The following is a 12298-nucleotide window of genomic DNA, read 5'->3' as shown; positions in this document are numbered from 1 at the left end:
CTGCCCCTTCGGCAAGGTCGTTGCGGAGGCCGGGGACGAGCGGGTTCAGAGCGGGCGAGGGAGGTCGTCGCCCGCCAGGTCCCTGCGGGCCTCCTCCACCGAGGGCAGGATGCCGTCGGCACCGGTGGCCGCGACGATCGCGGCCGCCTCCTCGACCAGCGCCAGCGCGTCGTCGCGGCGATCCTGGCCGGCCGCGATGTACGCCAGCCCGACCAGGTTCGCCGCGACGCCGGGCAGAAAGCCCAACTCGCGGCGCAGCCGTACCGACTCCTCCAGCCGCACCCGGGCCGTGTCCAGCCGTCCCGCGATGTGCGCGGCGATGCCCAGGTGCCGCAGGGCGTACGACATGGTCAGCCGGTCCTCGACGGCCGTGGCGAGTTCGAGGGATCGTTCGAGCGCGGGCAGCGCGCTCGCGTGGTCGCTCCGGACGACCTGGTGGAACGTGCCGACCCAGAACAGCGCCTCGCCCTCGCCGCGCACGTCGCCGAGCAGGCGGTAGAGCTCCACGGCCCGCTCGAACAGGGCCAGTTCCTCGGGGTCCTCGGCGCCGCGATGGCGCAGGTGGCGCGCGTGCGCCACGCGCCCTCGGGCCAGGGCCAAGTCCGCCTCTACGGCGTCGAGTTCGCGATCGGCGGCGGGCAGTGCGTTCCGGTCACCGCCGAAGACCGATCGTTCGTAGAGGAGCCTGGCCCGGTCGATCCGGTCGATCCGGTCGATCCGGTCGGTGCGTTCGTCTGCGCTCATCGTCGCTCCAACTGCCCACGTCCCGCACCCCATCGGACGCCGCGCAGCACCGCGAAACGGCGTGCCCCCGCCCGAATCCGAGCCGCGAGTCTAGTGCGGCGACCAGGTTCGGGCCGGCCTCCGGTGGGATTTGCGCCCGAATCGCGCCGCGCGTCGGGGACCGGAGGCCGATGTAAAGAAAACTAGACATGATGTCATCGCTGCTTTACATTGACGCATGTTCACTTCGCGCGACCGAGGAGCCACCGTGGCGTTCGAAGAGAAGCGCGCGTGGATCATGGTGTTCGTCACGGTCGGCGCCTACGCGACCTATCTCGCCGTCGTCCTCGGGAGAGCGGGCAACACCCCGCTAGCGGAGGTCTCGTACGCGTCCACTCTGCTGTGGACGATCGGGGCCGCGATCCTGGCGGCGATCGTGCTGCACATCGTGGTCTCGATCGTCACCCCCGAGGGCGCCAACCGGAAGGACCAACGCGACCGGGAGATCGGCCGGTTCGGTGAACACGCAGGCCAATCCCTCGTCGTCGTCGGCGCGGTGGCGGCGCTGGGGATGGCGCTCGCCGAGTGGGACCACTTCTGGATCGCCAACACCATCTACCTGGCGTTCGTGCTTTCCGCGATTCTCGATTCCGGAGCCAGGATCGCCGCCTACCGCTGGGGCCTTCCATCGTGGTGAAGAAGCCGCCGACCAGGGTCACCAACACGATCCGCGCCCTGCGCTTCGCCCACGGCGAGATGACCCAGGCCGAACTGGCCGAGCGTGTGGGCGTCACCCGGCAGACCGTGATCGCCATCGAGCAGGGCCGCTATTCCCCGTCCCTGGAAATGGCGTTCGTGATCGCCCGCGCCTTCGGGGTTCCGCTCGACGAGGTTTTCCAATACCCGGACGATGCAGGGGAGATGCCGTGAAGGCGTTCGTTCAGGACACGTACGGGCCGCTCGATGTACTGCGACTCGACGACATCGACCGACCCGTCGTCGGCGACGACGACGTGCTGGTCCGGGTGCACGCGGCGGGGGTCGATCCCGGCGTCTGGCACCTCATGACGGGCTTGCCGTACCTGCTCCGCCTCACCGGTTTCGGTTTACGCGCGCCCAAGGTGCGCGTTCGGGGCATGGACGTCGCCGGTCTGGTCGAGGAGGTCGGGCGGAACGTGACCGGATTCCGGCCGGGCGAAGAGGTGTTCGGCACGTGTCAGGGTTCCTTCGCCGAGTACGCGTGCACCCCGCAGACCAAGCTCGCGCCGAAGCCGGTGAACCTCGACCTCACCGCAGCGGCGACCGTACCGACCTCCGCCCTCACCGCGCTCCAGGGGCTCCGCGACAGCGGGCGGGTCCGCTCCGGGCAACGCGTCCTGATCGTCGGCGCGGCCGGCGGCATCGGCACGTACGCGGTGCAACTGGCCAAGGAGTTCGGCGCGCACGTCACCGGCCTGTGCAGCACCGGAAAGCTGGAACTGGTGCGCGCGCTCGGCGCGGACGAGGTGATCGACTACACGCGCGAGGACTTCACGGATGGGACGCACCGGTACGACCTGATCCTTGACATCGCGGGCCATCGCTCACTGAACCGCCTCCGCCGGGCGCTCTCCCGCACGGGCACACTCGTCATCGTCGGCAGCGAAACCAAGGGCCGCTGGTTCGGCGGCGTCGACCGCGTCCTGCGCGCACTCGTGCTGACCCCGTTCATCCGGCATCGGCTGCGCGGCCTGGTCCAGGTCGAAAGTGCCGAGGATCTGCGTACATTGCGGACACTGATCGAGGCGGGCAAGCTCACGCCGGTGATCGACCGAACGTATACCTTCGACGAGATCCCGCAAGCGATCGAGTACATCCACAAGGGCCACGCACGCGGCAAGGTCGCCATCACGATGGTGTGAGCATCGGGCGCGCCATGGCGTGGCGCGCCCCGGGGCTTGTCCGGCGACAGGAACAGGCGCTGTGGAGACGATCCGGCAGCCGACACCGGCGGCGGGCAAGCAGCGAGGTTGTCGACGCTCCGGATTCAACCGGTCGAAGCATGGCCCACGAGCCTGACTACTTCGCCGGACCATCGCGTCACGGATGTGTTGGGCCCGCTCGCAATCCTGTCCTCCGAGGCGCAGTGGCAGAACTACCGCACGGCCGCCAAACCCCTCACCGGCCCCGCGTCTGATGTCACGCGGTCCGGGCGACACCCTCGCGGGAGGTTTCAAGGAGGGCACGGTCACCCTGTGGGACACCCGCTCCGGCCGGAGCACCAACGTCCCGACCACCGCCACCGACGCCCCCGTCACCTGCATCGCCACCAGCCCCGACGGCAAAATCCGCGCCGCCACCACGCAGACCCTCGGCATCCGGCGGCTCGACACGTGGTGATGCGGCGTGCGGACGCTTCCTAGTCGCCGTCCGGCCAGGTGCGTGGAGGGGCCACCTTGGCCAGGTACGCCTCGGACTCGGTGCGGTCCAGGGTCGCTTCGAGGGTGACGTCGCCGGTGATGCCCGGATAGAACCGGCCGGCTCGCCACGAACGTTCGTACGCCGGTGGGTCCAGTACGAGCACGCGCTCGCCGTCCACGACCGGGATGTCGGCGGGACAACCCTCGTTCCAGATCCACCCGCCGTCGACACCACTGAGGTTGAACACGCCGGTCGTGTGCGGCGCCGGCTCGAACGCGGCGTCCCGGCACACCGCGACCGCCTCGGCGGACGGCGGGTCGCCCGGGATGTGGCCGCCTGCGATGAGGACGTGCGCGATCAGCGTGTGCAGTTGGAAGTTGTCGCCGACGCGGGTGACGCGCAGGCGATATCCCGTCCCGGTGGGCCGATGCAGCACGACCAACGGCTCGTCGTCGAACATCTTGAGCAGGTAGCGCAGGCACTTGAGGTCGGCGTCGCCGAGCGCGATCTCCTCGGCGAGCGCGACCAGCGTCCCATCGGCCTGCACGGCCCGACGTATCGCCTCGCGCGAGAGCATCGCAACGGCCGCCATCTCCCACAGCGGCAACTGCATCCACGCGGACACCGCCGCGAACTTCGCCTCGTCCAGCCCGCCCGTCGCCTCCGCGACCCGGCCGAGCACCTCACCCAGGGCCAGATGGTCCCGTTCGGGCAGGTCGCCGCCGACCGCCTCCTCCCACAGCACCGGAAAACCCGCGACGTTGCGCAGCGCGTCCCGCACCCCGGCGAGAACCGGCCCCGAACACGCCGCCAGATCCGCGCCGTTCTCCACGCAGGCACCGATCATGACGGCAAGAATCGCCTCCGCTCCCATGGGGGTCCGCGACAGCGCGCCCGCAAGTCGCGGACCCACCTCGGCCGAGTCCTTCGGCTGCGCGTTCTCGAAGGCGTCGCGCAACTGCCCGAAGGCATTGTTCAACAGGGCTTCGTCCTGCTCCCCCAGGGCATGCTCGAGTCGGTCGACCGCCTGATACAAAGCACGTTCACGAGAGATCATCCGCGCAATGTAGCCACCCGCACTGCCACTTCCGCGCGCAAGCCGGAAGCGAACCCGCACCGGCCGGGGTGGAGCACTCGGTCCGGAGCAAGCCGCCGGGTGCTCTCCGGGCCCGGCCGGGCCCGACGGGGAGACCGCGAACAGGGCCGCCCCGTCCGAAGGTGGGCCGGCTTCGGCCGTTGCGGTGCCAGGCGATGGCGTGGAGCAGCACTGATGTCCCCGGTGGTCGAGCCGGTCCCGCACAGAGGCCGTTGTCCGCTCAGTGGCCGAGGTTGACCTGTGTCCTGTGGTGGTCGCCTTTCTCGATCAGGTCGACACACCCGAATGCGTAGTCCGCGGCGGAGATCGCGCCGCCGTCCTCGGGCTGGACCGCGACGTCGTCGCCGAGCCGATAACGGCGAGTCGTTCAGCATGCGTGCGCCGAATCCGAGCGCCGGGCTCACGAAGACCCGCTCGAGGGTGGCGGGCGTGGCCGGGAGGTCGTCGATGACGAGCGCCGCCCCGGCGCGGATCTCGTCGTGAAGCTCTGCGGGATGTGGCCGAGGTCGGGTGACGAAGCGATCCGCGCCGGGCGCGGGGCGCAGCGACGAGTAGCCGACTACGACGAACAGGGGTATGCCCGCGGCGTCGGCCGGACGCGCGATGGTGCGGTGGACGTCGCGGAAGCCGGCGGCCGGCGGGCCGCGTGGGGCGAGTGCGGCCACGACGACGTCCGCTCCCTCGATGGCCGCCGAGAGCGTTGCTTCGTCGGTGGCGTCGTCCTGGACATGGGTCACGTTCGGGATCGGCGTGTCGGGGAGTGAGCGGCTCGGTGCGGCGACCCGGTGACCGCTGGCGGCGGCCTCCGCGACGATGGCCGAACCGGCATGGCCGGTGCCGCCGATGACGGTGATGCGAGACATGGGATGCCTTAACCCGGGACGGGTGGCGTCGGACGACGCCCCGCGATTACCGGAGGAGAGCAGCTCTCCAAGGCGGCGCGGACCGCTCAGCCGCCCGTAGCCCAGGGAACGGTCGCACCGGCGAGACGTGTTCGAACCGAACGTTCGACCGGCGCCCGACAACCTGCGACACAGCGTTTCGTGGCATCCCCCACGACGAGGCCCCCGCACCGGCGTGGACACCCGCGCTCGACACCGTGCCGTTCGGGCGCGGCCTCGGACCGGCGCTTCGCGGCTCCGGAATCCGGTCGAAGCCGGCCCGCACGGCGGCCGAGCACACACGCGCCCGTCGATCCGCGTTGCGACACGTCGAGAGCCGCCCGTCGACATGCGCACGGGGCCGTTGTGGGCCGCCGGGACGCGGCGTTCGGGGAATCGCACAAAACCACCCGTTTGACTCCCGGTAAATGTGATCGGCGGATGATCTCATTGCGGACATTGGGCGGTGAATTGTGACGATTTACGCCCTTTGTCCCCGGGTGAGCGCGTCCGTACGTCCTGCGAGACGACGCGTTCGCCCACCCTCGTCGCCCCGACGCCTTCGGCAGTCCCCCACCCGGAACACGTCTGCCGCCCGGCTGTTCGACGGCGACCGAGTACGCGAAAGGCCCAGTTCATGGCAATCGATGGTGCCCGTTCCACGGGCTTCCGAGAACCGAGGCATTCCCGATCCGCGGCGGTGGCGGCGATCATTCTCGGGATGGTGCTACTGGCTTCGGCTGCTCTCGTGTCGATAGCGCCCGGCGCACGCGCGGCGACCGCCACGGTCAACCTGGGGACCGCGGACAGTTACGCCGTGCTGGGCGGGCAGACCGTCACCAACACCGGCCCCAGTGTCATCAGCGGGAACCTGGGCGTCAGCCCGGGCAGCGCGGTCGTCGGCTTTCCGCCGGGGCTCGTCACCAACGGCACCATCACCACGGCCGCCGCAGCGGCCGGACCACAGGCGGACCTGACCATCGCCTACAACGACGCCGCCGGGCGAGCCCCCACGGCGAGCGTCGCGGGAGACCTTGTCGGCCTGACCCTGGTCTCCGGCGTCTACAACTCCACCGGACCCCTCGGCCTCACCGGAACCGTCACCCTCGACGCGCAGGGGGACCCCAACGCGGTCTTCATCTTCCAGATCGCGTCCACCCTGATCACCGGGTCCGCCAGTACCGTCGCGCTCATCAACGGCGCCCAGGCGTGCAACGTCTTCTGGCAGGTCGGCAGTTCGGCCACGCTCGGGACGAACACCACCTTCAAGGGCACGATCATGGCGTTGACCTCCATCTCGGTCACCACCGGATCGACCATCGAAGGCCGAGCCCTCGCCCGCAATGGCTCGACCACCCTGGACACCAACGTCATCACCAAGCCGTCCTGCATCATCGGCCCGAGCGGGCCGCCCGGACCGAGCGGACCTCCCGGACCCAGCGGCCCGCCCGGACCGTCCGGCTCTCCCGGAGCGCCCGGCTCTCCGGGGGCACCCGGTTCCCCGGGTGCACCCGGCTCTCCCGGCGCGCCCGGCTCCCCCGGCGCACCTGGTTCTCCCGGCGCGCCCGGCTCCCCCGGCGCACCCGGCTCCCCCGGCGCGCCCGGCTCCCCGGGTGCACCCGGCTCCCCCGGCGCGCCCGGCTCCCCCGGCGCACCCGGCTCCCCCGGCGCGCCCGGCTCCCCGGGTGCGCCTGGCTCTCCCGGTGCACCCGGTTCCCCGGGTCCGGCAGGACCTGCGGGCCCGTCAGGTCCGGCAGGACCGGCAGGCCCCGCCGGCCCGGCAGGACCGGCAGGCCCGTCGGGTCCGGCTGGTCCCGGCACTTCCAGCCCGTCCGCGTCGGGTGGTCCGACCGGCTCCCACCGACCCACCCATGGAGCCGGATCCCATGGACCCGGTCACGGCCCCCAGCGACCCACCCACGCACCCGGATCCGATGCACCCGGTCACGGCGCCCAGCGACCGACCAACGCGGCGGAATCCCAGGCACCCGGTAACGGTGGCCCCGGACACCACCGCGGTGACGCCGCGAACGCGCAGGCCCCGCAGGGCTCGCCCGCACCCGGAAGCCACGCACAGTTGGCGGCCACCGGTTCGAACAACTTCGTCGGCCTGATGGCCGGCATCGGTGCCGCGATGCTGGCCCTGGGCGCCCTCGTCCTGATCCACCAGCGCAAGCGGCGCGCCCAACACACCGAATCGGGAGGCCTTGACGCATAAAAGAGTGATCCGGCGGTGAGGCCCACACCGCCACGGACATCCGCCCCCGCCCGCGTCGTGCAACGACCGCGGACGGGGGCGGATCGCGTCTCGAACCATCCATGCACGACTCACCCGACCCCAGCGGCCACGGACGGCTCACCGAGCGCGCCGAAGCCGACCGCGCTCCCCTGACGTTCGCGAGGCAGAGTGCAACAAAGCCCCGGAACCCTTGATCGATTCACGACTCATTGGGAACTTTTTCGGTCATCGATCCAGTACGCTGCGTAGCGGGTCGTCCCGGCTCCGGAAGATGCAGCCGGGGCGTCCCCAAGCCGGAGCAAGAACCCGCAGACGCACGACAACATCCACTCCCGATCGGCACGATCGCGACGCGCTCCCCCGGCGATGCGCGCCGTCTCGACCCTGGAGAGTCGATCGGCGCGACCTCGATCACGGCCGTCCGGCCGACGATGTCGGCCGCTCGACCTCGGAGTTCGGACGAGCCACGCGCACGGTGCGCTTCAGGCTCCTCCTCGCCGCAGCCTTCACCTTGTCGTCCACGGCTCCCCCGCCCGAAACACTCCCGGGGCGCGGTCGGTTCACCGGACCCGGCCGACGCCGAGCACGGCCACGGGCCGTTGCGCATGACGCCGCGCGGTACGCCGATGCGAGAGCCTGCTACAGCGAAGCCCAATCGATCGCCCGCGCTCTCGACGACTTGGACCTCGAAGTCCATGCGCTGTGCAACCTATCGGCGTTGGCCGTGATCAGCGGTCGGCCGCGCGAAGGTCTGCGCTTGGCCGAAGCTGCTCAGCACATTGCCCGGCCGATCGCGACACCATGGCTCATGTCGCTCCTGGCGCTCCGTGAAGCCGGAGCGTGGGCTGCCCTGGGGAACACACCCGAGACGAACGCCGCGCTCACGACCGCGCACCGCCACTTCGAAAGTGGGCGTAGTGAGCGAGATCCTGTGTGGATTGCGTTCTTCGGATCGGGTGAGATCGCAGATCGCGAGGCACAGTGCCGGCTCTACCTCGGCCGCCACGGAGCCGCGGGCGTACTGTCGACGCGCGCCGCACACCTCACGGCGGACGGATTCGTGCGCGACCGCGCCATTCACCTGACTCGCGCCGCACGCGCGTGGCACGCGGCGGGAGATCGAGACGCCGCCGCCGAGCAGGTCGACTCGGTCGTACCCTTGCTCGACAGCATCGCGTCGGCCCGCCTGGCTTCTCGTCTCCAGGATCTCGTCACCACGACCTCGTGCGCCGATCGAGACGAGATCCGAAAGTACCTTGCCAGGCACACACTCGAACCGACCACTTCGCTGTGATCCGGAGGCAGGCCGCATGACGAGCCGATTCACACTTCGCCCCGGGGGCACCGCCGAGGTGACGGCTATGCACAGCCTGCTGGTCGAGGTGTATGCCGACGCCTACGCCCACCGCGTCGCCACGGGCAACCCCTTCGCCTCACCAGGTGCCTTCGCCGAGCGGCTGGAACGCCACCGGGCCCGGCCAGGATTCTCATGGGTGGGCGCGTGGTCCGACGGCGAACTCGTCGGCTACGCGTACGGCCAGCGACCGGACCCGCGCTATTGGTTGGGCGATGAACTCGCGGACGAGCGCGAACCGCTCTCCGCCATGCGGCTCTTCGTCACCAACGAGCTGATGGTCCGGCAAGCCTGGCGTGATCAGGGGCTCGGCAGGCTCCTCCACGATGCACTGGCCAACGCCCAACAAGAAGTGACGCACCTGGGCCTCTACGTTCGGCCCGACAACGAACCGGCCATCCATCTCTACACCAGGCTCGGCTACCAACGCATCGGACCACGGCAGCTCGCCTACGAGGGTTCACCATTGTTCGACGTCATGGTGCGTGTGGTCGCGAAGGACGCCTGAACGAGCGGAGGAAGCCGCCCCACCCGAGGGCGAGACGGCTTCCCGTGTCGTTCCCCTACCGCTCCGTACCCCTTAGTGGCTCCGAAGCCCTGCGATGCAGGTCGGCGGGCCGCCGTGTCACATGTTGATCATGTGGCCGGCGAGGCCGTGGATGGCTTCCTTGACGGCTTCGCCGAGGGTGGGGTGGGCGTGGACGTTGCGGGCGACCTCGTGGACCGTGAGGTCCCACTGTTGGGCCAGGGTGAGTTCGGGGAGGAGCTCGGTGACCTCGGGGCCGATCAGGTGGGCACCGAGGAGTTCGCCGTGGGTGCCGTCGCTGATCACCTTGACGAAGCCGACCGGGTCGCCGAGGCCGTGTGCCTTGCCGTTGGCGGTGAACGGGAACTTGGCGACCCGGACGTCGAAGCCCTGCTCCCGCGCCTGCGCCTCGGTCCAGCCGAAGCTGGCGATCTGCGGCTGGCAGTAGGTGGCGCGCGGGATCATCACGAAGTCGAGTTCCATGGTCTCGGCGCCCGCGATCGTCTCGGCGGCGATCACCGCCATCGACTCGGCCGCGTGCGCGAGCATCAGCTTCGCGGTGACGTCGCCGATCGCGTAGATGTGCGGGATGTTGGTGCGGCCCCGGCCGTCCACGTCGATCGCGCCGCGCTCGGTGAGGCGCACGCCGATGGTCTCCAGGCCGTAGCCGGTCACGCGCGGGGCGAAGCCGATCGCCTGGAGGACCTTGTCGGCTTCCAGGACCTGCTGCTGCCCGTCGCGGGTGACGGTGACCCGGACCTTGGCGTTCGGGTCGCCGTCGTCGATCGACTCGACCCGGGTCGAGGTCAGGATCTCGATGCCCAACCGGCGGTAGCGCTTGGCGAGTTCGGTGGAGACCTCGACGTCCTCCAGCGGGACGACCCGGTCGAGGAACTCGACGATGGTCACCTTCACGCCGTAGTTGTGCAGGACGTACGCGAACTCGACGCCGATCGCGCCGGCGCCGGCGATGATGATGCTCTCCGGCAGTCGGTCGGTGAGGATCTGCTCCTCGTAGGTGACCACACGCTCACTGAGCGAGGTGCCCGGCAGCAGCCGGGTGCTCGCGCCCGCCGCGATGATGCAGTGGTCGAAGGTGACGGTCTGGACACCGCCCGCGGTCAGCGAGACGTCCAGCGTGTGCGCGTCGACGAACGAGCCGCGCCCGTCGTACTCGGTGATGCCGTTCTTCTTCATCAGGTAGTGCACGCCGTTGACCCGGCCGTCCGCGACCTTGCGACTGCGCTTGAACGCGGCGTCGTAGTCGAACGTCACCGAACCCTCGACGCGGATCCCGAAGGTCTTGGCCTCCTGCGTGAAGATGTGCGCGAGTTCCGCGTTGCGCAGCAGCGCCTTCGACGGGATGCAGCCGACGTTCAGGCAGACGCCGCCCCAGTACTTCTGCTCGATGACCGCGACCCGCAGTCCGAGCTGCGCGCTGCGAACCGCCGCGGTGTACCCGCCGGGACCGGCACCCAGGACAACGACGTCAAAGTGTGTACTCATGATTCACACGATATGCGGCCGGCCCGGATGGCGGCGCGGCGGCCGTGACGGGCACCGACAGCGGCGCCGCCACGGCCGCCGGGACGGGAAGGCACGCAGCCGGGGCACGCACCGACGCGCGCCCCGACCGGGCGCCTCCCGTCTCGCGCCCCTACGCGTCGGCGCCCACCACCGGCCGCACCCGTCGGCCGGTCACCCGTTCCGCGCGGATGCGGATGCACACGTCCCGGCGGCCCGCCGGCCACGGGCCCTCCGCGTCCGACGGCGCGTCCGACGGGTCCTCGTCCCGCTCCGCCGTGCCCCGGATCAGGACGCTCCAGCCGATTCGGGCGGCGTCGACGATGTCGTCCACCTCGAACAGGACCGGGCCGGCGACCCGGGCCAGGGACGAGTCGGCGGCCGTACAGAACATCACGTCGCGGCCGAGCATCACGTAGTTGACCGGCAGTACGAACGGGTCGGGCCCGTCGAGCACCGCGATCCGGCCGACCAACTGGAGAAGCAGGTGGGCCTGGCACTCCTCGTCGCTCATCTCCACCAACTCCCGGCCCGGACCCGGATCCTGGCCCGGCGGCCGAGGCGGCGTCCGGTGCGTGAAGGCGGCCGGCTGCGCGGAGAGCAGGTCGTCGACGGTGGTCTCCAGAGCATCGGCGAGTCGGGACAATCCGGGCGCGGACGGGGGCGTGGATCCGCTCTCGACGGAGTTCACCCACGCCCCGGGCAACCCGGTACGGCGGGCGATGTCCGCCACGGAGAGCCCGAGTTCACGGCGCCGGGCGCTCACTCGCCCGGGCAGCGCATCGGTGGATGGACGGACGGTACCCGCAGTCTCCTCGGTCATCACACCAGCCCACTCCCCGCGCACCGGTTTCGGCGGGCATTGCGCCGATCGGCGGCGAGCCCCGACCACGTCGCGCCCCAACCAGTCGAGCCCCGACCACGTCGAGCCCGACACCGTCGACGTCGCGGCTACTCGGCCTCGGCCAGGCGGGCCGGGAAGCCGCCGGTGGCGATCGGCCCCCAGCGCTCGATGTGGATGCGCATCAGCGACTTGTCCTGCTTGCGCATCGCCTCGCGGTACTCGTCCCAATCCGGGTGCTCGCCCGCGATACAGCGGAAGTACTCGACCAACGGCTCCAGCGCGTCCGGCATGTCCAACACCTCGGCCCGGCCGTCCACCTGCACGTACGGACCGTTCCAGTCGTCCGAGACGACACACATGGACACCCGTTCGTCCCGGCGGGCGTTGCGCGCCTTGGCCCGATCGGGGTACGTGGAGACCACGATCCGGCCCGCCTCGTCGACGCCGCAGGACACCGGGGACATCTGTGGACGCCCGTCCGCGCGGGTCGTGGCGAGCAGACCGCGGTGGCGCGGGCGCAGGAATTCGAGCAGTTCGGGCAACTCGGGGTGACGGGCGGTCGCGATGGCCATGGTTCTGCCCTTCGAGGCGAGTTCTTCGGGAGCACTCCCAACCCCGGGGAGCGTTCCCCACCCTAAAGAGCACGCCCCGCGTCGGCCTGGCCGCGACACACCCGCCCACCTCCGGCGGCGCCGCTCCCCGCACGGACGT

13 protein-coding genes are annotated in these 12298 nt (G+C 70.5%); 7 read left to right on the top strand and 6 right to left on the bottom strand.

Features of this window, described 5'->3' with window-relative positions; all coding sequences use genetic code 11:
• Positions 1–45 precede the first annotated feature (45 nt).
• A complete protein-coding gene (locus tag ACIBSV_RS02970; RefSeq protein ID WP_395859132.1) occupies positions 46–744 on the bottom strand; it encodes a tetratricopeptide repeat protein in 699 nt (232 codons plus the stop codon).
• A gap of 247 nt (positions 745–991) precedes the next feature.
• On the opposite strand from ACIBSV_RS02970, the gene ACIBSV_RS02965 reads away from it, so the two are divergent.
• The 4 genes from ACIBSV_RS02965 to ACIBSV_RS02950 all read left to right on the top strand — a co-directional run bounded on the left by ACIBSV_RS02965 (position 992) and on the right by ACIBSV_RS02950 (position 3102).
• A complete protein-coding gene (locus tag ACIBSV_RS02965) occupies positions 992–1420 on the top strand; it encodes a hypothetical protein (protein ID WP_395859131.1) in 429 nt (142 codons plus the stop codon).
• Complete coding sequence (locus ACIBSV_RS02960) at positions 1414–1653, top strand: helix-turn-helix transcriptional regulator (protein WP_395859130.1); 240 nt, start codon at positions 1414–1416, stop codon at positions 1651–1653. Before ACIBSV_RS02965 ends, ACIBSV_RS02960 begins: the two co-directional genes overlap by 7 nt.
• Entirely contained in the window at positions 1650–2624 is a 975-nt protein-coding gene (locus ACIBSV_RS02955; RefSeq protein WP_395859129.1) for an NAD(P)-dependent alcohol dehydrogenase, read from the top strand. Before ACIBSV_RS02960 ends, ACIBSV_RS02955 begins: the two co-directional genes overlap by 4 nt.
• A 274-nt stretch (positions 2625–2898) precedes the next feature.
• A complete protein-coding gene (locus ACIBSV_RS02950; protein ID WP_395859128.1) occupies positions 2899–3102 on the top strand; it encodes a hypothetical protein in 204 nt (67 codons plus the stop codon).
• Positions 3103–3121: 19 nt separating this feature from the next.
• On the opposite strand, the gene ACIBSV_RS02945 is transcribed toward ACIBSV_RS02950, so the two are convergent.
• Both ACIBSV_RS02945 and ACIBSV_RS02940 read right to left on the bottom strand, forming a co-directional pair.
• Positions 3122–4180 (bottom strand): hypothetical protein, encoded by a 1059-nt coding sequence (locus ACIBSV_RS02945; RefSeq protein WP_395859127.1) that lies wholly within the window; start codon positions 4178–4180, stop codon positions 3122–3124.
• Entirely contained in the window at positions 4177–5082 is a 906-nt protein-coding gene (locus tag ACIBSV_RS02940; RefSeq protein WP_395859126.1) for an NAD(P)-dependent oxidoreductase, read from the bottom strand. The genes ACIBSV_RS02945 and ACIBSV_RS02940 overlap by 4 nt, the downstream gene beginning before the upstream one ends.
• A gap of 739 nt (positions 5083–5821) precedes the next feature.
• Here ACIBSV_RS02940 and ACIBSV_RS02935 point away from each other — a divergent pair.
• The 3 genes from ACIBSV_RS02935 (at position 5822) to ACIBSV_RS02925 (ending at position 9201) form a co-directional block, all read left to right on the top strand.
• The gene (locus ACIBSV_RS02935; protein WP_395859125.1) at positions 5822–7318 is read left to right on the top strand and encodes an ice-binding family protein; all 1497 of its coding nucleotides are present in this window, start codon (positions 5822–5824) and stop codon (positions 7316–7318) included.
• Positions 7319–8018: 700 nt separating this feature from the next.
• Positions 8019–8633 carry a hypothetical protein gene (locus ACIBSV_RS02930; protein ID WP_395859124.1) on the top strand — a complete coding sequence of 205 codons (615 nt, stop codon included), beginning with the start codon at positions 8019–8021 and terminating at the stop codon, positions 8631–8633.
• A 67-nt stretch (positions 8634–8700) separates the two neighbouring features.
• On the top strand, positions 8701–9201 hold the full coding sequence (locus ACIBSV_RS02925; protein WP_395859123.1) for a GNAT family N-acetyltransferase: 501 nt from the start codon (positions 8701–8703) through the stop codon (positions 9199–9201).
• Positions 9202–9318: 117 nt separating this feature from the next.
• Here the strand turns inward: ACIBSV_RS02925 and lpdA are convergent, their stop codons facing one another.
• The 3 genes from lpdA to ACIBSV_RS02910 all read right to left on the bottom strand — a co-directional run bounded on the left by lpdA (position 9319) and on the right by ACIBSV_RS02910 (position 12159).
• A complete protein-coding gene (gene lpdA, locus ACIBSV_RS02920; RefSeq protein WP_395859122.1) occupies positions 9319–10725 on the bottom strand; it encodes a dihydrolipoyl dehydrogenase in 1407 nt (468 codons plus the stop codon).
• A gap of 151 nt (positions 10726–10876) precedes the next feature.
• Positions 10877–11566: a helix-turn-helix domain-containing protein gene (locus ACIBSV_RS02915; protein WP_395859121.1), complete on the bottom strand. Its 690-nt coding sequence runs from the start codon at positions 11564–11566 to the stop codon at positions 10877–10879.
• A gap of 128 nt (positions 11567–11694) precedes the next feature.
• Entirely contained in the window at positions 11695–12159 is a 465-nt protein-coding gene (locus tag ACIBSV_RS02910) for a PPOX class F420-dependent oxidoreductase (RefSeq protein WP_395859120.1), read from the bottom strand.
• Between the last annotated feature and the right edge of the window lie 139 nt (positions 12160–12298).

The organism is Embleya sp. NPDC050154, from assembly GCF_044460165.1.
Lineage (GTDB): Bacteria > Actinomycetota > Actinomycetes > Streptomycetales > Streptomycetaceae > Embleya.
This window is presented reverse-complemented; position numbering and strand designations above follow the sequence as displayed.

Coding starts and splice junctions, on each gene's coding strand:
- ACIBSV_RS02970 (WP_395859132.1), bottom strand. CDS start 744: ATGAGCGCAGACGAACGCACCGACCGGATCGACCGGATCGACCGGATC.
- ACIBSV_RS02950 (WP_395859128.1), top strand. CDS start 2,899: ATGTCACGCGGTCCGGGCGACACCCTCGCGGGAGGTTTCAAGGAGGGC.
- ACIBSV_RS02945 (WP_395859127.1), bottom strand. CDS start 4,180: ATGATCTCTCGTGAACGTGCTTTGTATCAGGCGGTCGACCGACTCGAG.
- ACIBSV_RS02940 (WP_395859126.1), bottom strand. CDS start 5,082: ATGTCTCGCATCACCGTCATCGGCGGCACCGGCCATGCCGGTTCGGCC.
- ACIBSV_RS02935 (WP_395859125.1), top strand. CDS start 5,822: ATGGTGCTACTGGCTTCGGCTGCTCTCGTGTCGATAGCGCCCGGCGCA.
- ACIBSV_RS02925 (WP_395859123.1), top strand. CDS start 8,701: ATGCACAGCCTGCTGGTCGAGGTGTATGCCGACGCCTACGCCCACCGC.
- lpdA (WP_395859122.1), bottom strand. CDS start 10,725: ATGAGTACACACTTTGACGTCGTTGTCCTGGGTGCCGGTCCCGGCGGG.
- ACIBSV_RS02915 (WP_395859121.1), bottom strand. CDS start 11,566: ATGACCGAGGAGACTGCGGGTACCGTCCGTCCATCCACCGATGCGCTG.
- ACIBSV_RS02910 (WP_395859120.1), bottom strand. CDS start 12,159: ATGGCCATCGCGACCGCCCGTCACCCCGAGTTGCCCGAACTGCTCGAA.